The sequence below is a fragment of the Rossellomorea aquimaris genome (assembly GCF_001877785.1).
GTDB classification, from domain to species: domain Bacteria; phylum Bacillota; class Bacilli; order Bacillales; family Bacillaceae_B; genus Rossellomorea; species Rossellomorea aquimaris_A.
In genome coordinates this window covers 360,022-379,053 of record NZ_MINN01000074.1, presented here as the reverse complement: position 1 = coordinate 379,053, position 19,032 = coordinate 360,022, and the positions used below count along the sequence as shown (strand labels likewise).

Annotated in this window: 25 protein-coding genes; 15 read left to right on the top strand and 10 right to left on the bottom strand. The window is 41.0% G+C overall.

All coding sequences use genetic code 11. The features are described 5' to 3' along the window. The first annotated feature begins 115 nt into the window (after positions 1–115). Complete coding sequence (locus BHE18_RS05780; protein WP_071617653.1) at positions 116–787, top strand: DsbA family protein; 672 nt, start codon at positions 116–118, stop codon at positions 785–787. Further along, a complete protein-coding gene (locus BHE18_RS05775) occupies positions 788–1,216 on the top strand; it encodes a disulfide oxidoreductase (RefSeq protein WP_071617652.1) in 429 nt (142 codons plus the stop codon). It abuts the gene before it with no gap. A 35-nt stretch (positions 1,217–1,251) separates the two neighbouring features. On the opposite strand, the gene BHE18_RS05770 is transcribed toward BHE18_RS05775, so the two are convergent. Genes BHE18_RS05770 through BHE18_RS05755 form a run of 4 tightly spaced genes read right to left on the bottom strand, consistent with a single transcriptional unit; the run spans position 1,252 to position 3,972 of the window. Then, positions 1,252–1,575 carry a YnfA family protein gene (locus BHE18_RS05770; protein WP_071617651.1) on the bottom strand — a complete coding sequence of 108 codons (324 nt, stop codon included), beginning with the start codon at positions 1,573–1,575 and terminating at the stop codon, positions 1,252–1,254. Between the two features lie 56 nt (positions 1,576–1,631). After that, positions 1,632–3,029, bottom strand: coding sequence for a nucleoside recognition domain-containing protein (locus BHE18_RS05765; protein ID WP_071617650.1), 1,398 nt, complete (start codon positions 3,027–3,029; stop codon positions 1,632–1,634). 4 nt (positions 3,030–3,033) lie between these two features. After that, positions 3,034–3,732, bottom strand: a complete 699-nt coding sequence (locus tag BHE18_RS05760; RefSeq protein WP_071617649.1) for a FeoB small GTPase domain-containing protein — start codon at positions 3,730–3,732, stop codon at positions 3,034–3,036. After that, entirely contained in the window at positions 3,733–3,972 is a 240-nt protein-coding gene (locus BHE18_RS05755) for a FeoA family protein (RefSeq protein WP_071617648.1), read from the bottom strand. Between the two features lie 530 nt (positions 3,973–4,502). Between BHE18_RS05755 and BHE18_RS05750 the strand changes: the two genes are divergently transcribed. Next, positions 4,503–5,000 (top strand): GyrI-like domain-containing protein, encoded by a 498-nt coding sequence (locus BHE18_RS05750; protein ID WP_071617647.1) that lies wholly within the window; start codon positions 4,503–4,505, stop codon positions 4,998–5,000. Between the two features lie 101 nt (positions 5,001–5,101). On the opposite strand, the gene BHE18_RS23155 is transcribed toward BHE18_RS05750, so the two are convergent. Continuing rightward, positions 5,102–5,269: a hypothetical protein gene (locus BHE18_RS23155; RefSeq protein WP_171910662.1), complete on the bottom strand. Its 168-nt coding sequence runs from the start codon at positions 5,267–5,269 to the stop codon at positions 5,102–5,104. A 235-nt stretch (positions 5,270–5,504) separates the two neighbouring features. Then, on the bottom strand, positions 5,505–6,053 hold the full coding sequence (locus tag BHE18_RS05745) for a GNAT family N-acetyltransferase (protein ID WP_071617646.1): 549 nt from the start codon (positions 6,051–6,053) through the stop codon (positions 5,505–5,507). 103 nt (positions 6,054–6,156) lie between these two features. On the opposite strand from BHE18_RS05745, the gene BHE18_RS05740 reads away from it, so the two are divergent. Genes BHE18_RS05740 through BHE18_RS05715 form a run of 6 tightly spaced genes read left to right on the top strand, consistent with a single transcriptional unit; the run spans position 6,157 to position 9,797 of the window. Continuing rightward, on the top strand, positions 6,157–6,615 hold the full coding sequence (locus tag BHE18_RS05740) for a GNAT family N-acetyltransferase (RefSeq protein WP_071617645.1): 459 nt from the start codon (positions 6,157–6,159) through the stop codon (positions 6,613–6,615). Between the two features lie 41 nt (positions 6,616–6,656). Next, on the top strand, positions 6,657–7,088 hold the full coding sequence (locus tag BHE18_RS05735; protein ID WP_071617644.1) for a GNAT family N-acetyltransferase: 432 nt from the start codon (positions 6,657–6,659) through the stop codon (positions 7,086–7,088). Next, positions 7,085–7,540, top strand: coding sequence for a GNAT family N-acetyltransferase (locus BHE18_RS05730; RefSeq protein ID WP_071617643.1), 456 nt, complete (start codon positions 7,085–7,087; stop codon positions 7,538–7,540). The genes BHE18_RS05735 and BHE18_RS05730 overlap by 4 nt, the downstream gene beginning before the upstream one ends. Positions 7,541–7,556: 16 nt before the next feature. After that, a complete protein-coding gene (locus BHE18_RS05725; RefSeq protein WP_071617642.1) occupies positions 7,557–8,174 on the top strand; it encodes an HAD family hydrolase in 618 nt (205 codons plus the stop codon). A 14-nt stretch (positions 8,175–8,188) separates the two neighbouring features. Beyond that, entirely contained in the window at positions 8,189–9,220 is a 1,032-nt protein-coding gene (gene glsA / locus BHE18_RS05720) for a glutaminase A (RefSeq protein ID WP_235860259.1), read from the top strand. A 43-nt stretch (positions 9,221–9,263) separates the two neighbouring features. After that, positions 9,264–9,797 (top strand): AAA family ATPase, encoded by a 534-nt coding sequence (locus BHE18_RS05715; protein ID WP_235860274.1) that lies wholly within the window; start codon positions 9,264–9,266, stop codon positions 9,795–9,797. Positions 9,798–9,839: 42 nt separating this feature from the next. On the opposite strand, the gene BHE18_RS05710 is transcribed toward BHE18_RS05715, so the two are convergent. Together BHE18_RS05710 and BHE18_RS23930 are read right to left on the bottom strand one after the other, a co-directional pair. Then, positions 9,840–10,226, bottom strand: a complete 387-nt coding sequence (locus tag BHE18_RS05710; protein WP_071617640.1) for a sporulation protein — start codon at positions 10,224–10,226, stop codon at positions 9,840–9,842. After that, a complete protein-coding gene (locus BHE18_RS23930; RefSeq protein WP_071617639.1) occupies positions 10,227–10,436 on the bottom strand; it encodes an FbpB family small basic protein in 210 nt (69 codons plus the stop codon). It lies immediately after the preceding gene. A gap of 301 nt (positions 10,437–10,737) precedes the next feature. Between BHE18_RS23930 and BHE18_RS05700 the strand changes: the two genes are divergently transcribed. Both BHE18_RS05700 and BHE18_RS05695 read left to right on the top strand, forming a co-directional pair. Continuing rightward, complete coding sequence (locus BHE18_RS05700) at positions 10,738–11,364, top strand: ArsR/SmtB family transcription factor (RefSeq protein WP_071617638.1); 627 nt, start codon at positions 10,738–10,740, stop codon at positions 11,362–11,364. A 119-nt stretch (positions 11,365–11,483) separates the two neighbouring features. Then, complete coding sequence (locus BHE18_RS05695) at positions 11,484–12,767, top strand: MFS transporter (protein ID WP_071617637.1); 1,284 nt, start codon at positions 11,484–11,486, stop codon at positions 12,765–12,767. A gap of 19 nt (positions 12,768–12,786) precedes the next feature. On the opposite strand, the gene BHE18_RS05690 is transcribed toward BHE18_RS05695, so the two are convergent. Next, positions 12,787–13,122 carry a YqzG/YhdC family protein gene (locus BHE18_RS05690; protein ID WP_235860258.1) on the bottom strand — a complete coding sequence of 112 codons (336 nt, stop codon included), beginning with the start codon at positions 13,120–13,122 and terminating at the stop codon, positions 12,787–12,789. A gap of 137 nt (positions 13,123–13,259) precedes the next feature. Here BHE18_RS05690 and BHE18_RS05685 point away from each other — a divergent pair, with 137 nt between their 5' ends. The 3 genes from BHE18_RS05685 (at position 13,260) to BHE18_RS05675 (ending at position 16,203) form a co-directional block, all read left to right on the top strand. Next, positions 13,260–13,952 carry a diphthine--ammonia ligase gene (locus BHE18_RS05685; protein ID WP_071617636.1) on the top strand — a complete coding sequence of 231 codons (693 nt, stop codon included), beginning with the start codon at positions 13,260–13,262 and terminating at the stop codon, positions 13,950–13,952. Positions 13,953–14,123: 171 nt separating this feature from the next. Then, on the top strand, positions 14,124–14,741 hold the full coding sequence (locus BHE18_RS05680; RefSeq protein WP_071617635.1) for a TetR/AcrR family transcriptional regulator: 618 nt from the start codon (positions 14,124–14,126) through the stop codon (positions 14,739–14,741). Between the two features lie 37 nt (positions 14,742–14,778). Then, complete coding sequence (locus BHE18_RS05675; protein WP_071617634.1) at positions 14,779–16,203, top strand: MDR family MFS transporter; 1,425 nt, start codon at positions 14,779–14,781, stop codon at positions 16,201–16,203. Positions 16,204–16,289: 86 nt separating this feature from the next. Here the strand turns inward: BHE18_RS05675 and BHE18_RS05670 are convergent, their stop codons facing one another. Further along, positions 16,290–17,714 carry an MDR family MFS transporter gene (locus tag BHE18_RS05670; protein ID WP_071617633.1) on the bottom strand — a complete coding sequence of 475 codons (1,425 nt, stop codon included), beginning with the start codon at positions 17,712–17,714 and terminating at the stop codon, positions 16,290–16,292. 183 nt (positions 17,715–17,897) lie between these two features. On the opposite strand from BHE18_RS05670, the gene BHE18_RS05665 reads away from it, so the two are divergent. After that, on the top strand, positions 17,898–18,614 hold the full coding sequence (locus BHE18_RS05665; protein WP_071617632.1) for a class I SAM-dependent methyltransferase: 717 nt from the start codon (positions 17,898–17,900) through the stop codon (positions 18,612–18,614). The last annotated feature ends 418 nt before the right edge of the window (positions 18,615–19,032 follow it).

The following is a 19,032-nucleotide window of genomic DNA, read 5'->3' as shown; positions in this document are numbered from 1 at the left end:
GATGTCCTAATTGGATTATATTGTCGAATTTCTGTAAGTTTTTCTACATCACCCTTATTTGAAACATGTTATGATAGTCGTATGTTAATGCATCATGCAAATGGAGGAGAATTCAATGAGTAACAAGAAAGCATCACCAATGAAATACTTAGTTATCATTACTTTATTGGTTGCCGTTCTTTTGGCAGCAATAGTCATGTTGAATAATAAGGCACAGCCTAAGGATGAAGCTCTTGAGTCTCACCCGGCGACTGAGGGTCAGCCGACGCTTGGAGATGAAGACGCCCCCGTTTCGATTGTGGAGTTCGGTGACTTTAAATGCCCTGCCTGCAAAGCTTGGGGCGATCAGATTTACCCCCGTGTAAAAAGCGATTTCATTGATACCGGCAAGGCCAACTTAACTTATGTTAATGTCCTATTTCACGGGGAAGAATCGATACTTGCTGCACAAGCTGCAGAATCAGTATTCAAAAACGATCCTGAATCCTATTGGGATTTCCAGAAGGAATTGTATAAAGAACAGCCTGAGGGCGGTAATCACGATGCAGCGTGGGTAACGGTGGACAAGTTAGTTGAGGTTGCAGAAAAGACAACAAATATGGATATCGAACAATTGAAAAAGAATATTGAAAATGAAGCAGCTGAAGAACAGCTCAAGATTGATACCAATCTGGTACAGGAATTTAACATTGAACAAACCCCGACAATCATTATAAATGGAACTAAACTGGAAGATCCCTATGACTATGAACGTATCAAATCACTTATCGAAGAAGGTCAGGAGTAAATGGACAGGAATAAAACTGATAAAACCCAGTTCTTTATGTATGCTGCCTGGCTTGTGTCAATCATTGCGACTTTAGGGAGTCTATATTTCAGTGAAGTGAAGGGTTTCATACCGTGTGAACTATGCTGGTATCAGAGGATTTTTATGTATCCGTTAACTTTGATACTCGGGGTAGCGACTTTCAAAAATGACGCAGCCTTAAAACAGATTGTACTTCCGATGTCAATCATTGGAGGAATCATTTCAGTCTTTCATTATATGGAGCAGAAAATCCCCGGATTTGGCGGGATCAAGCCATGTGCAAGCGGGGTTCCGTGTAATTCGGAATATATTAATTGGCTTGGATTTATCACAATACCATTCCTTGCAATGACTGCGTTCACTTTGATTACGATTTTAACGTTATTCTGGCAGCATACCAAAAAATAAAGAAAAGCTGAAGTTTACTAAACTTCAGCTTTTCTTTATCGCGGAGCCCATAAAATGATGGATACTCCGATCATGCAAATCGAAGCACCTATGAAATCATACATATCAGGGGTATTTTTATCAACCCACCATCCCCATAGAATTGCAAGGACGATGAACACCCCGCCATAGGCTGCATACACCCTGCCAAAAGCAGGGAAGTTCTGAAGTGTGGGTATTACACCGTAGAGCACCAGAATCAAACTGCCAAATACACCATACCATGGGGATGCATTCTCTCTAAGCCACAGCCAGACCAGGTAACCGCCGCCAATTTCAGCGAGCCCTGCAATGATGAATAATACAATCGCGGATATCATTTTTCACTTCCTTTCAAAGCAGAAGGGGGGACGCCTGTGAATTGTCCCCCTTTCAGTTAACCCCACCCTAACACTTTTGCCAGCTGGGCAATGGTAAAGGTAATGGCAACCGCCAAACCAGTAGGGATGGCAAATGCCAGGAATGTCCACTTCTTGCTTTTCGTTTCTTTGAATATGTTGATAAGTGTCGTACCGCATGGGAAATGAAGCAGAGAAAATAGCATCATATTTAATGCAGTGATCCAAGTCCATCCTTGATCGATGAAGATTTGTTTTAAAGAATCCAGGTCTTCCACTTCGATCATGGCCCCCGTTGATAGGTAACCCATCAATAAAATGGGGAGGACGATTTCATTGGCCGGCAACCCAAGGATGAATGCCATCAAAATGAAACCATCCAACCCCAGCTGCTGTGCAAACGGATCTAAGAAATTGACAATATGCATCAACATACTTGTATCACCAATTATGATGTTTGCCAGTACCCAGGTCAACACTCCTGCAGGGGCAGCGATCACAATCGCCCTTTTTAGAACGAAAACCGATTTATCCAATGTTGCCCTGACGATTGTATTAATGAAGTCCGGTCTCCGGTAAGGTGGGAGTTCAAGCGTATAATGAGTAGGAACTCCTTTCAACGCTGTTTTCGACAGGACCCAGGAAACAGCAAGGGTGACTATGATGCCGAAAACAACCATGCTTACAACGACTGCAGCTGTTACGAGCGTACCAGCTGCCCCCGTAAATCCTGCAGCCATGAAAATCGATGCAAGAAGAATAAGCGTGGGCCACCTGCCGTTGCATGGGACAAAATTATTGGTAAGAATCGCAAGCATTCTTTCACGCGGGGATTCTATGATTCTTGTTGACATGATTGCGGCAGCATTACATCCGAATCCCATCGCCATTGTCAAGGATTGTTTACCATGAGCTCCGGACTTCTTAAATAACCGATCCATGTTGAACGCTACCCTCGGCAAATAACCGTAATTCTCTAAAATAGCAAACATAGGGAAGAAGATTGCCATTGGCGGAAGCATGACGCTTATTACCCAGGAAGTTCCCCTGTAAAGGCCGAGCACTAAGATACCATGCAGCCAATCCGGTGCATGGATGGCGTTAAACCCAAGTGTCAGATACCCTTCAAGCCAGCCAAAAAAAGACGCCAGCATGGATGAAGGGATGTTTGCCCCGGCTATCGTTAAGTAAATAACGACAGCAAGCATGGAAAGCATAATCGGGAATCCCCATATTTTAGATGTGAATATTTTATCAAGCTTTTCAGTGTGTAATAACTTGTTTTGATCTTTTACAGAAACAACTTCATTGCACAGTGCCTTTGAATGAGAGAATGCACTGGTGATAATGTCATCCTGCAGTGAAGCAGTGGAAAGATCATTTGCTTTTCTTCTTAAGAATTGACTTCGATCAATATTCCCCGGCAGCGAACTCATATCTTTAACCCCCTTTATTTTCATTTAACAGTTTGGCATTTAACTCATCGATGATCCGCTCATCACCTTCCAGTAAACGCAATGCAATCCACCTTGCAGGCAGTTGAGAACCATATATGGATTGAATGTCCGGAAGAAGTGCTGTTATCCGCTCTTCAATTTCAACGCTATACTCAAGTTTGTATGGGGATAAAGGCAATAAGCCTTTAACTACACTGACAACGGCATCTAATAAGCTGCTAATTCCGACTTTGTTTCGTGCAGAGATTTTCACAACAGGCACCCCAAGCTTTTTTTGCAGCTTCGCTTCGCTGATTTCAATTCCTTTTTTGGCAGCTTCATCAATGAGGTTAAGACATACTACTGCTTTATCTGTTATTTCCAGCACCTGTAGGGCAATATTCAAGTTTCTCTCTAAAGAAGTGGCATCCAGAACGACGACTGTCACATCAGGCTGCTCAAAGGCTATATAGTTCCTGGCTATTTCTTCATCCATAGAGTTGGCAATGAGTGAATACGTACCAGGCAAATCAATGATTTCAAACTCTTCCTTTTTATGTTCAAAATATCCCTTTGATTGTGCCACGGTTTTCCCCGGCCAATTCCCTGTATGTTGTCTAAGTCCTGTAAGTTGATTGAATAATGTCGACTTTCCGGTGTTTGGATTTCCGGCCAATGCGATACGGTGTTTTTTCCCGTTCATCTATACCATCTCCCCATATATATTCGAGCTCTCTTCTTTACGCAGAGCTATTACTGTGCCGCTGACCCTGAATGCAATCGGATCACCCAATGGACTCTTGTTTACAACCGTCACAACATTTCCGGGAACAAAGCCTAAATCCAGCAGGCGTCTTCTCATGATCCCGTTCAGATCTAAAGATATGATCTGTACGGACATGCCTACTTGAAGATGACATAATTTGTATTTGTGTACAGACATTATTTTTCCGCTCCCTCACATATTTTTTATAAGGTTATGATTGTTTCCTTTGTGCAACTTTTTCTTTATCGTATGTCTCTAGAAAGGTTTTGTCAATAAATATTTAGAACACTGCTTGTATTTTCTGATAATGGACTTGTCTATAATTACGATAAGGCTGCTGAAATATGGTTATATCACCGTCCATAAAATTTCCTGTTTGAAATGTAGACGGAAAGAGTTACAATATTTATAAAAGTACCGGGGAGGCCGAGGGAAATTCTAAATCTGCTATTGGGTTACGTCATATTATCCGTACCTGCATTATTTGTTGTATTCTTTTTCAAACATAAATCAAAAAAAGAATTGGAAAAATTGAATGAACACACCGATTAATAAATCCCATGGCAAAAGCCATGGGATTTATTTGTGATAATTGCATGAGCGATCAAAGATTGAAAATTGTTTCATTGCATTTAAAGAAATCAATTAAAGGATTTACCTTTACAGTGTGGAAATTATAATATTGACACTTTTTAAGGAGGGGGATTATGGAGAAATCAGATTATAAAGTGACTGATTTGCCTGGCTACAGAGCCATCGGGTTAAAATGGGAAGGGGGGTATTCGGAAGTAGCTGCTTTGAAGGAAATGATCAAAATGATGAGTACACGGGTTACGGAATTGGAATATGCGGTTGATCCACAGCAGCAATTAGGTTTGTCTTTTCACTTGCGCCCGGATGGATTCGTACATTATTCTGTGTATGAAGTGAGTCATGAACAGGAGGTTCCAGAAGGGATGGTAGAAATCAAGGTAAGTCCCATGACATATTTTTGTATCCACCATCCAAAAGGCGAAGACATTGGTCATACATACTCAGGAATCTATCAGTGGGTGAAAGAGAACGGTGATTACTCTCCCTGGGTTGAGGCAGGGACGAAGTATTATGATGATTTGCCGATTAAGCATGAGCGATACCCGCACGATCGCGATTTGAATGATCCACATTTTGATATATTGATACCTTTGGCGAAAAAGAGAGCATAAAAAAACCCCATCCGTTCAGGATGGGTTCTTTGATCATCTGTCGCAGCCGCATTTTTTCCCGCGATGTTCACGGTGTTTATGGCAATTGCATTTACGGGACTTCATACAGCCGCAGCTGACTTGATGTTTTTCTTTCTTACAACCGCATTTCCTGGATTCATGGTGTTCGTTATTTTTTTGGCAGCTGCATGAATGAGCATCTTTGATTTTAAAACATTTTTGTTCCACGGCTTCTTTTTTTCTGGAGTCTCTACAGTCATCATGGTCATAATTGTCCTCATAGCATGAGCAATGAATGAACATCAAATTGTCCCAGAAATTGCAGTATTTATGCTTTCTTCTATCTCTTACACAGCCCTGAGAATATTGAAACCACATATTACTTCCCCCTAACTCCATGTATTTGCCCAAGGTAATACCCCGACTTAATACATTCTATGTATCTTTGTCCAAATGGTATGGACGAGCGCCCGTTTTAAAGGGGGAATATTCGAACCGCATACATTATTTTATGTCTTTCCACTCATCTTTAAGCATCCCGTATACCACATGATCGACATAGTGATCATACAGCCATTCCGCCTGTCTGATGGTTCCTTCTTCTGTAAAGCCCAATCGCTCGGGGATCCTTCTGCTTTTCTTATTTTCAGCAGCCGCTCTGATGTCGACTTTATTTAACCTATGATAGTCAAAAGCATAATCTGTTAGTGCTCTAGCAACTCTAGTCATGATTCCATTTCCTTGATAGTCCTTGTGGAGCCAATAGCCAATATAGGCAGTTCTACTCGCCCAATCAATTGAATTATAGCCTGCTGTTCCTACCATCTTACCCTTATAGAGAATCACGGTGTTCATACTTTTATTATCTGCGTAACTGCGCATGCATCCTTGAATGAAATTCTTTGAATCCTCTACTTTTTTTGTATAATCCAACCAGCCAAGCCACTCCTTCAAATGATTTCTTCCTGTGTCCACTAGCTGGAACATCTCTTCGGCATCATTCATGTCCACCAATTTCAGTGCCAGCTCTTCATCAACCTTATATAAAAACATTTCTTCACCCCTATATGTTAATATTGTATAATTTTACTATATAAATTGAGAAAATTCTTGGATAATTATAAAAATAGTAGATTTGGTAAGTGAGGGAATAAGCGTGCATATTTTTGAATTGAGTAAACGGAAAGATTTATTTGAAGAAGCTGTAGACGCTTTCTGGAAGCAGTGGGGAAGTGAAGAGAGCTACCTTTTTTATAAAGACTGCATGCATCGATCATGTGGAACAGATGAAGAGGTTCCCAGGTTTTATATTGCGCTGGAAGGAGAAACAATAATAGGTACATTCGCTATCCTTCGCAATGATATCAACAGCCGTCAGGATTTAACTCCTTGGCTTGCCTGTTTATATGTCGAACCGGAGTGGCGGGGCAGGGGACTTGGTGCCCGATTTCTTCAGTATGCTTTAAAGGAAGCGGGCAGAAAAGGCTACAAAAAACTCTATCTGGCTACAGATCATGATGGTTATTATGAAAGATATGATTGGCTGCATTCATCAGAAGCCTATGGACTCGGCGGAAACTCTATTAAAGTGTATGAAAAGTCTACTGATCTATGAAATGAACCAGTTGAATTACAAAATTACCAAGGAGGGACCCTTTGAATATAGAGTTGGCTAAAAAAAGTGATTTACTTGATTTAATACATATTGATCAAGCAGTGATTGGGAATGATCATCGATCGGCTTTGATAGATAAATCCATTCAGGACCGCTGCTGCTTTGTTTGCAAAATAGAAGGAAGGCCTGCAGGGTTTCTTTTATCCAATAAACAATTTTTTTCTCATTGGTTTGTCTCATTGGTCATTGTCCATCCAGATTGCCGGAAGAGAGGAATCGTCCGTGGACTTTTCACTGCATTTGAAGAAATGGCAGATGAAATTAAAATCTTTTCTTCGGCAAATCAGTCACACAATATCATGCAACGTTTATTCTTATTACTCGGGTATGAAAAGAGCGGGTTGATCGAAAACCTCGACGAGGGAGACCCCGAAATTATATATGTTAAAAAGCGAAAAGAGAAAGACTTATGATCTTCAAGATAGATATCACCCTGCATTCGCTGGCAAATGAGGTACTCGCCCTTCAATATGAATCTTACCAAGTAGAAGCGGATATAATCGGATATGGTGAACTGCCTCCCCTTAAGGATGACGTGATTTCCCTGCAGAATAGCGGAGAACGATTCTTTGGTTTCTATGAGAAAGATCAGTTATGCGGAGCCGTCTCTTTCAAATTAGAGAAAAATATTGTTGATATTCACAGATTGATGGTCCATCCCCGCCATTTCAGGAAGGGAATTTCAAAAGCCTTGCTTCATCATCTCGAAGGGGAGTTCAAGGGAATGGATGCCATCGTTGTATCAACCGGTACAAAAAACAGACCAGCCATTCATTTATATAAAAATGCCGGGTTTAAAGAGGTCGAAGAACAGGAAATAACAGAAGGGCTGCGAATTACTACATTCAAAAAGATGCTGAAGTGAATTGGAGGATGAAAAAATGGACAGTATCATATTCGATTTGGACGGAACGTTATGGGACCCCCGCGAAACGGTGGTTCAGTCATGGAATAGGGTTATTAAAGAACATGATAAAGTAGACAATGAACTAACTTCACAGCAATTGAAGGAAACAATGGGAATGCAGATGCATGAAATAGGGAGGAAGTTGTTTCCCGAGCTCGAAGAAGAGGAAAGAGACCGATTCATGAAGACCTGCTCTGGTGTTGAAATCGGCCATCTGCGTGACAAAGGGGGTATCCTTTATGACAAGGTGGAAGAAGTTCTGGAAGAGCTCGCTAAGACCTACAAGCTCTATATCGTAAGTAATTGCCAGGATGGTTATATTGAAGCATTTTATGACTATCACAAATTAGAAAAGCACTTCATCGATTATGAAAATCCGGGAAGGACAGGTCTTTCAAAAGGAGAAAATATTAAATTGATCATTGAGCGCAATTACTTGAAACATCCCGTTTATGTGGGGGATACCGAAGGGGACAGGAATGCATCAATGCACGCAGGCATACCTTTTGTATACGCCAGCTACGGTTTCGGCAATGTAGACCATTATGATTATGTGATTGATTCATTCGGGGAATTGCTTGAAATCTTTTAGTTCCGGATACACTAATGCAATTCGCAACACCAATATTGAACCTTACAGCAAAGGATGGGGAAGTGACATTGGAGAAGTTATCGAATGAATTTATGGAAGAAATTGTGAAGGCTTGCAGACCGTATACTGCGCAAGGAGAAGTTATCGACCATATCCCTGGTCTGGATCAGTCGCATGCAACCGATCTCGGGGTAACCATCATTACAAAAGAAGGAGAAGTTTATTCAGCCGGTGAGGATGATTGCAATTTTTCACTTCAAAGCATTTCCAAAGTCATTATCCTGTTGATGGCACTGGAGGACTTCGGAAAGGAAGTTGTCTTTCAAAAAGTTGACATGGAACCGACCGATGATTTCTTCAATTCAATATCCAATCTTGAAAATTATGAAGGACACAGGCCGTATAATCCATTCATTAATTCAGGAGCCATAGCAACAGCGAGCCTTGTCAACGGCTCAACGGTTGAGGAGCGCTTTCAGAGGATACTATCGTTTCTGCAAACGATTACTGGGGATGATGAAAAAGTAAAACTTAACGAAGAAGTATACCACTCAGAAATTAAAAACGGTGCAAGGAATCGATCACTTGCTTATTTTATGGAAAGTACCGGAGTTCTTTCAAATAAAGAAGCCGAAGAAGCGCTGGATTTATATTACAGGGTGAACTCAATCGACGTAAATTCACTGGCCTTGGCAAAGCTTGGTTTTTTCCTTGCTAATCACGGAAAAATCAGTGGAACAGGTTCTCAGCTGATACAATCCAGACATGTCCGAACAGTGAAAGCAATCATGCTTACATCGGGAATGTATAATGAGTCAGGCACGTATGCAGTTGATGTTGGATTCCCGTTAAAAAGCGGAGTATCAGGAAGTATAGTTGGGGCAGTTCCAGGGAGAATGGGAGTTGGGATCATCGGTCCTTCCATAAATAAAAAAGGAAACAGTGTAGCAGGCGGACAAGTATTGAGAATGCTGTCAGAAAAACTTCGATTGAATATATTCCATGATAGTACAATTGTAAAAGGGAAAGGCAGATTTCTATTTTAAAAGTCAGTCTTTTTTATTATTAGGGGGAATGAAGTTGATCATCATGCTAAATGGTGCGTTTGGTGCAGGAAAGACAACCGTTGCCGCGTGTTTATTAGAAAAAATTGATGATAGCATGTTATTCGACCCGGAATTAGTCGGGTATATGATAAGGGCCATGCTGCCGGAAGATATAAAACGTAACGAGTCTAAAAGCGGGGACTTCCAAAATTATGAACTTTGGAGAGTATTGACAATTGATACAGCCAAGAGGTTGAAAGATGAATATGGTAAACATCTCATTGTCCCGATGACGCTGAGAGTCCCTGCATACTTTACATATATCTTCAATGGCTTTAAAGAAATCGATGATGAAACACACCACTTTTGTCTGCAAGCCAGCCGGGAGACAATATTTAAAAGACTCAGGGATAGAGGGGAAGAAGAAGGGAACTGGTGCTTCCAGCAAACTGAAAAATGCCTGCTAGCATATGAAGAATATGATTTCGGTGAATATATTCAGACGGATGATGTAGAAATCAATGAAGTAGTCAGCAGCATAATGGGAAAATTGAACACAGCAAGTTTTCAAAAATAAGAAGAGGACAACCTTGTCTTCAAGGTGTCCTCTTATCTTTAGCTAGGTGACAACTATGATCCAGTCCTCATCCAGGCTTTCAACACCTTTATCAAACGTCAGCTTTGTTTTGAAAAGGTAACGTATTCCGTTCTGTCCTGTTTGCAGCGTCTTAGGAATTCTATAGACAAAGTTAAGCCTGTTTGTTTCGTCAGGTGCCAGATCTTCTGATTTTAAAATCGTTGTTGAGTCAATGATCTTTTCTGTCGCCTGTTTATCTACCATGATAAGATCACAGTCGATTCTTCTTACTTTTTGTTTTACAATCCCGCCTTTTAAAATGAAATATCCGTGAAGCAGCTCCCCGGGAGAGAATTCTGTTTTTGGCAAGATTAAATCAATCTTGGCTGAACCAACACCAAACATGGAAGCATATTTTCTCAGTAACATTCAGGCATCCCCCTTTTGTGAGTCTGTGTGCTTTTGTTCCAAATTCCTTTCAATCCTTTTCAACTGTGCTTTATCACGCATGATGTTTTCTTTATTTTCCTCAATCAATTGTTGTAGACTTTTCTTAAGCAATGTTTTCACCCTTTCAATCTTACGGTTGAGTATACAAAAAAGACCTTTACCGGATAGGTAAAGGTCCTTTTTATGCATATAACAACCTTCACCATAAGGTAAAGGTCTGGCTAACAACGATGTTGTCAATAAAGCCGAGAGCCTAGGCTCCGTAATGACGACTTTATTGTAAAAGCTACTCCCCTTTAGGAGAATATGAAATTATGACTCTATAGTACGAGCTCAGCAGCGAATTGTCAATTGAAATCCTCCCGTGCGCAAAGTTTGTCGAGAGAAAAAGGGTTTGAGCCTATTGTATTGAAGTGATTCAGCATGTTAAAATTCAGTTACGCGGTAAAATAAAATTTACCGAGTTAATTTTATTACAGGGGATGTCTAAATGAAATCAATGTTCATCATCAAGGAATATGATCAGTTAAAAGCGTTAAGTGATCCGTTTCGCATCAAGCTTATGATGCGCCTTGTAGAAAAGCCCTACACAGGACAGCAGCTTTCTGAGTTGTTTGAAATGTCCCGTGCAAGAATTCATTATCACTTGAAGGAATTAGAGAAACTGGGATTGATCGAAATCGTTAAGACCGAAGAAAAGAACGGAATTATACAGAAATTCTTTCAGTCGGTGTCAAGCGGTTTTTATCCTGATGCAAGCCTCTTGCCTCATAAAGAAGAAATAAGTGAAACGAAAAGGCTGATGATGTACGGTATGCTCGAGAGGACGATGAGCAGGATACTTGAAGCCCCGAGTTCAGCATTTGAAGAGGCTGGAGACAAAGATCCATCTGATTGGAATATACTTGCAACATCCTGGGAAACCACAAGTTCAGAGGATAACTTTAAATGGTTTGTTAAAGAATACTTCGAACTTGTCGGTGAATTTCAAAAAAGAGCAAAAGAAGAAAAAGGCGTAGAACAAAAAGTTTATTATATGACCGGTATGGGCTTCGAGGTGGAAGAATCTAAATTTGCAGAACGGCTGTTGGATGTGGAAAAAGAAAAAGACCGGTGATCGGTTTTTTTTTAGACATTCAGTAAAAAAATTTTTACTGAATAAAAGTATTTTTTTAATGCTTTGGTAAAATTATTTTTACCGAATAAAATAATTACACTGATTATGGAGGGAAAAGCATGAAAGAATTATTATTTCATAACAGAAATTTTGCTTGGTTATTTTTAGGGAGATTGGTCACGAACATGGGTGACAGTATCTACTATGTTGCAGCAATGTGGCTTGTCTATGAAATGGGAGGCGATGCATTTTACACGGGTCTGGCCGGATTTCTGACGCTGCTTCCGGGGACCCTGCAATTTTTGATTGGACCGCTTGTTGATAGATGGAAGATCAAGAAAGTTTTAATCTTTACTCAGATCATCCAGGCTCTGATTGTATTGATAATTCCAATCGCACACTATATGGGGTTTCTTACTGTGGCCTTCATCCTGGTGATCATGCCGATCATTTCTGCGATTAATCAATTTGTCTATCCAAGTCAGGCTGCCCTGCTGCCCAGAATCGTCCGTAAAGACCAACTGGTTAAAAGCAACTCATTGTTTTCTTTTGCTTTTCAAGGGGTCGATTTGGCCTTCAATGCCATTGCCGGTATTCTCCTGACTATGATCGGAGCACTTACCCTCTATTTAATTGATGCGGTTACCTTTATTGCTGCGTGCATACTTTTCAGCCTGTTAAAGCTTCCGGAAAACGAATCAGTCAAAGAAAAACAAGAAGTTAAACAATCGATACACAAATACAAGACTGATCTTATTGAAGGTTTCTCGATAGTTTTTCATTCGCATCTGGCCAAATTCCTGCTGGGTTCAATCGTTGCAAACTTTGCAATTGGCTCCGTTTATGCAATTTTACCTGCTTTTGCAGATGGCAGAGCTGGTTCCGGGCTTTACGGACTTTACTTGGCGGCCATTTCAGGGGGAGCTCTTATTGGTGCGCTTTCCGCGTCTTGGTTAGGGCGCTTTCCGGTCGGCAAGCTCACCATTCTGTTATTTATGATTGGAGGGACGATGTGGCTTGGTTCGGGTCTCATTTCCAGCAACAGTATAAGCATTCTGTTATTCGGGGTTTCGTGGATACCCATCGGCGCAACCAATGTCATATTTGGAGCTGCAATTCAGTCAATGGTTCCATCCCGGATACTGGGCAGAATATTCTCTGTAACTGCATCAATGGGAGCGATGGCAATGCCGCTCGGCTCTCTCCTAGGAGGGATGCTTGCAAACCAGTTTGGCCCGGAAGCAGTATATATATCAAGCTCAGGAGGGATTTTGTTTATAGCCCTGGTATGGACTATAAACAAAACACTCCGCTCTCTTCCGGAAACTTCTAAACTAAAACCAGGAGAAATGGGCCTGCCTGAAGGAGACTCTGCTGTATCCGGTGAAGTAATCTCAGGTTAATGAATCAGCTGGCTTGTTATTAACGTGATACCTCGCTAAATGAAATCTGCTTTAACTGTTCGGTCTTAGAATCAAATCTGATGTTTACCAGCACTCCGAATTCTCTATCTTTTCCTTTTAACCAAAGTTTGAATCTTTCTGTGCTGGTGTCTCCACTTTCTTCACGGCCAATATGAAGATAGTCGATGATCTGTGCCTCGGGATAACGTTCCTTTGTTTTTTCCATTGCAAGACGGCCCCATTTCGCATAAGAAGGGATGGTCACGCCTATGCTTTCCAAGTACTTTGCAACGCTTACCGGCTCGTGCATTGTCATCATTGGAATCAGGATCATACACATCATTAATTTTTTCAAAATAAAGATCCTCCTGTTTTTGTATTATCATCTGTTGAATTTCCCTTCTTATTCCCTTCATTCAAGCCCAAATAGAATTTTATTGTGCTACTATTGAGAAGAGAACGGGGAAAGTATGTTGGAAGGCAGGGAACGATATGGATACAAGGAAGAAACGGAAGACCGCAGTCTGCTGGAGCAGCGGAAAGGATTGCAGTCTCGCATTGTACCGCCTCATGAAGGAGAATGAAGAAGTCGTATGTCTTGTTTCGATGATTTCCAGGAAAGACGAACGCAATCATGCACACGGAATTAAATTAAAGATTCTCAATTACCAGGCGGAGGCGTTGGGAATACCTTTGGTACTGATTGATTCAGCAGGAAATTATGAAGAGTCGCTCGTGACAGCACTCAAGGGTTTAAATGCCGAGCTGGGTATAGAACAAGTGGCGTTTGGAAGTTTGTATGCAAAAGAAGACAGGAAATGGAATGAGGAAATTTCACATAAAGCCGGAGTCGAACCTTTATTCCCAACTTGGATATCTCCGGAAAACTCGAATGAACTCATGCAGGAATTCTTGTCTCTCGGCTTCACCGCATACATTTGCAGGGCCTCAAGCGAACACTTCGATCAAACATGCCCGGGCAGGATCCTTGATTCACAGTTTTATGAAGAAGTTCGGCAGAAAGCGATCTGTGTGATGGGTGAGGCGGGTGAATATCATACATTCGTGACAGATGGACCCATATTCAATAAGCGGATAGAGCTGTTGAAATCCGGTGTTGTCATGAATTCCGGGTTGTGGTCACTAGATATACAAGATTGTCGATTGATTGCAAAAAACGAATAATAAATGAAAGAATCTTTCAAAGGTGTTGAAAAGCGCTCGATATCGGGCGTTTTTCTTATGTACAGAAAACACATCGATCTATGTTAATTCGTTGACATATGACATCGTGTCATCTATAGTAAGTAAGGTCCTGAAAATGACACTGTGTCACTTAGAAAGGGGGATATGAGTATGCCAAAGCCGACTTTTTTCAATTTAAATGAAGAAAAAAGGCATATCCTGATTGAGGCGGCAAAAAAGGAGTTCTCCCGTGTATCTCTTTATGAAGCGTCTATTTCAAATATCTTGAAATCAGCAGGGATACCGAGAGGAAGCTTTTATCAGTACTTTGACGATAAAGAGGATGCATTTTTTTATCTGCTGAATGAACATACACAGGAAAGACATGAAGAATTCTTATTCAACTTAAAGAAATATCAAGGAGATCTTTTTCAAGCATTCATTGAACTATTCTCCCACACTTTAAAACGGTCACATAGTGAAGGTCAGAGCAATTTCATAAAAAATGTCCTTTTAAATATGAACTATAAGATTGAAAAAGCATTCACCAAATTCATCAGTAAAGAAGAATTGATCAAAAGATATGATGAAGTATTTCACCTGGTGGATTGGGACAGTCTTAATATCTCGGACGAAAATCAGGTTTATCATATCCTGCAGATATTATCTGCGGCTACATTCCATAATCTTGTCCACAGTATTTCAAACGATTTGACGTTTGAAGAAGCATTGACCAAGTATAAAGTTGAAATACAGCTTCTTCAAACTGGCCTGACTAAAACAAACTAATTAAAAAGATCTTAAATATAAAGAAAGAAGGGAGAAAATGAAGCCGAAATCACACGATGTATCGCAATCAACCGATTCCATTAATAAATTTCCATTATTGCTGGTATTAATTTCAGGGGCGTTTGCGGCCATATTGAATCAGACGCTGCTTGCAACTGCTCTCCCGCATATTATGGAAGACCTTCACCTGGAAGCAAGTACTGCTCAATGGCTGACATCCATTTTCATGCTGGTGAACGGGGTCATGATCCCCATTACAGCATTCTTGATTGAACGATTTACAACACGATCACTTTTCTTGACGGCCCTGGGACTTTTTGCAGCAGGGACTCTTATCTGTGCGGTTGCACCTAATTTCGGCATCCTGATGGTGGGAAGGGTCGTTCAGGCGTCCGGCGCGGGTATCATTATGCCGCTGATGCAGACGATTCTGTTTCTGATTTACCCGGTGGAAAAACGGGGCAGTGCCATGGGAATGTTCGGTCTGGTCATTTCCTTTGCTCCGGCCATCGGTCCGACTCTGTCAGGGTGGCTGGTGGATCAGTTCCCATGGAGGAGCTTATTCTATGTCATCCTTCCAATCGTCCTCATTGACCTGATTGTCGCCTATTTCATTCTCGTCAATGTTACGAAGCAGACGTTCCCTAAAGTGGATATCCTATCCATCATTTTGTCTTCGTTCGGTTTCGGGGGACTGTTATATGGTTTCAGTACTGCAGGAACAGAGGGGTGGAGCAGTGTTCACGTGATTGTGTCGATGATTATAGGTTCAATCACACTAACCCTGTTCATATTAAGGCAGTTCAAATTAAAACAGCCTATCCTTGAGTTCAGGGTATTCAAGATAAAATTATTCACGATCACCACGATACTTGGAATGCTCGTATTTATCGCCATGATCGGCGGAGCGACCATCCTGCCGATATTGATGCAGAACATGCTTGGCTATTCAGCCTTTGAATCGGGTCTGATGCTGCTTCCCGGAGCTCTCATAATGGGCTTCATGAATCCGATCACGGGAAGGATATTTGATAAATTCGGGGCAAAGTGGCTTGCTGTTACGGGATTGATCCTGATTTCAGTTACAACATTCATGTTCTCGAATCTTACACCTCAGACTTCCTTCATGTATCTGACTGTCGTCAATGCTTTCAGGATGCTGGGGGTGGCAATGGTGATGATGCCCGTCACCACCGCAGGTTTAAATCAGCTTCCAAATCATTTGATCCCGCACGGTACGGCTATGAATAATACGATGAGGCAGGTTTCCGGTGCTGTCGGTACTGCTTTACTCGTGACGGTCATGACTACCGCTGCACAGCCTGCCAGAGGAGTGGAGGGTCTGGTTCATGGGGTCAATGTCTCATTCATTGTTGCAGGTATTTCAGCAATCATCGGTCTTTTCCTTGCATTTTTTGTAAAGGATAGGAGTCCTAAGCGAGTAAAAACTACAAGTTTATAGAAAATCCTGTTCCTTTCTAAAGGAATCAGCCTCTTGTTAATAGAATAGAAAACCTCGTCATAACTTGACGAGGTTTTTTAATTCATTCACTCATTAAAATCAGGGGCGGTGGCTTTTCTAATGAACAGGGAGATGAAAACAGCTGATATTGCCAGTACGAGGGCGAACCAGTATGCATGGTGGACACCATATGTCATCGCATCATTCATTACATCCTGGGTTACTTTTCCGTTATATTCCTCAATGAAGCTTTCCCTGCTTTGGGTCATGATGCTCACAAATATCGAAACACCCAAAGCCCCCGATACAGGCTGCAATGTATTTGCGATAGCTGTACCATGTGGGTACAAGTTTTTAGGTAGCTCATTCAATGCATTCGTTTGTGCAGGCATCATGATCGCAGAGATCGACAGCATCAACAATACATATACGACGATGAAAAGCCAAATAGGAGTGGCTTCGTTAATATTACTGAAGAAAAAGATGACTCCGGTCAGTACAATAGTACCCGGAATGATCAATTTTCTAGGCCCGAATTTATCGAATAATGAGCCCATGACCGGTGACATCAATCCATTCAACAAGGCACCGGGCAGCAGAAGCAGTCCGGCAATCTTGGCAGAATAACCAAGAGGACCCTGCAGGTACATAGGCATGACAATTTCAGAGGCGAACATGGCCATGATCACAATGATGAATAGAATGACACCCCGGGCGTAGCTCTTGTATTTGAATACGCGGACATCCAGCAGCGGCTCATCCAATTTTAACTGTCTTAAAACAAACCAGACAAGGCTGACTGCACTGATCAGTATGATTAAAATGATTTTGGAAGAAGTAAAACCTTCCCCATTTTCCCCGGCAGAGCTGAAACCATAAACGATACCGGCAATCCCGACAGAAGAAAGGACGATTGACCATACATCCACCCCGGGACGTGTCACTTCACCTACGTTTTGCAAGTATTTCCATGCAAAAAGGATAGAAAAAATTGAAAATGGTATAACTGTGATAAACAACCATCTCCACCCGAGCATATCAACGATTACTCCGGATAATGTCGGGCCGATCGCAGGCGCAAACATGATTACGAGCCCAAAGGTACCCATGATTTTTCCGCGTACTTCCGGCTTATAGATTAGTAACAATGCGTTCATAATGACCGGTATCAATAACCCGGTACCCACTGCTTGAATCATCCGTCCTGCCAAGAGCATCGGGAAATTCATTGCACATGCAGCGATTGTCGTTCCAAGCAAGAATATCGTCATGACACCGATAAACATTTGTCTGGTCGTGAACCATTGAATCAGTAATGCAGATATTGGCATCAATACTCCCATTACAAGCATAAAGCCAGTTGCAAGCCACTGGACTGTTGGGGCATTCACCCCGAATACTTCCATTAATTCAGTCAATGCTATATTCAGCAATGTTTCATTCAGAATTGCAAAAAATGCCCCGATCATAAAGGTGATCAATATTGCTTTGGAATTGATTTTTGTTTCCATTTTTCCCTCCTGTTTTCTATTTCATCATAACTTTACTATCATCTATTACTTAAATGATTAGGTCCATGAAATAATTATCTGTATGATTTTCATTTTTTTACTTAAACGGGAACTCTACTAGTTTATAGGAATCAATGGTAAACTACAATCATAATTGAAGTTAGTGAAAGGAAGGGTATTCAATTGTCTGACTCCATTCAACATACATATGACCGGTTAGCTGAAACCTATCAACATGATATTGATAAAGCAAGTCCATACAATGCTTACTATGAGCGTCCTGCTATGATTGCGGAGCTGCCCGGAAAGTTAGAAGGGAATTCCATTTTGGATGCAGGTTGTGCTGCAGGCTGGTACACACAGTATTTCGCCTCGCAGGGAGCAAAGGTCACAGGAATTGATATAAGTCCAGAAATGGTTAAAGCAGCCAAAGTAAGAGTGGGGGACTCGGCACAGGTATTATGCCAAGACCTTCAAAAACCGCTTCCTTTTGAAGCCGATTCTTTTGATTTTATCGTTAGTTCTCTAACGCTTCACTATTTTGATAACTGGGATGACACTTTTAAGGAATTTAACCGTGTATTGAAACCGGGCGGTACCTTCCTGTATTCCATTCATCATCCTTTTATGGACTTTACTCGAAATAAATGCGAAGACTATTTTACCTCAGAAACCATCACAGAAACATGGAAAAAGCCACATATTACGATCGATGTCACTTTCTTCAGGAAGCCATTGGGCAGAGTCATTAATGACACCACCCATTATTTTCATCTTGAACGGTTTGTCGAGCCCCAACCAACAGAAAAAATGAAATCAATTAAAGAAAAATCCTATCGATATCTCATGACACATCCGCATTTTCTCATCGTAAAAGCTAAGTCGAAAAAGCCCGTCTAAATGTAATGGGTTCTGTTTTAAGGTACAAACTATAAAAAAACATTGAAAAAGGGAAGCAAATCGTAATGATTTTGCACCCCTTTTTTTATTGGATATAACAAGCTTTTTAAGGAATTCGGGTTCTAATTTGTATATTAACTTGTTACCTAATCTGCACTAAAATTGAAGCGTTACAGAACTTTCTGAAACGCTTCAATAGTAACTAAAGATATAAATAAAGGGAAAATTTCCCGTTAATCTGCTGATGCTCGCTTAGATGGGGGTAAATAAGGGGGAGATTTCCATCTAATCTTGCACAGATCCCCGTTTTTAATGTTTTTCAAGTAAATAGAAGTAAAACTTCCCTTTATTCTAACTGTTTTCAGTTCCATTTCTTCATTAAGGGAAGTTTCTCCCCTTATTTAATAATCCAATGTTA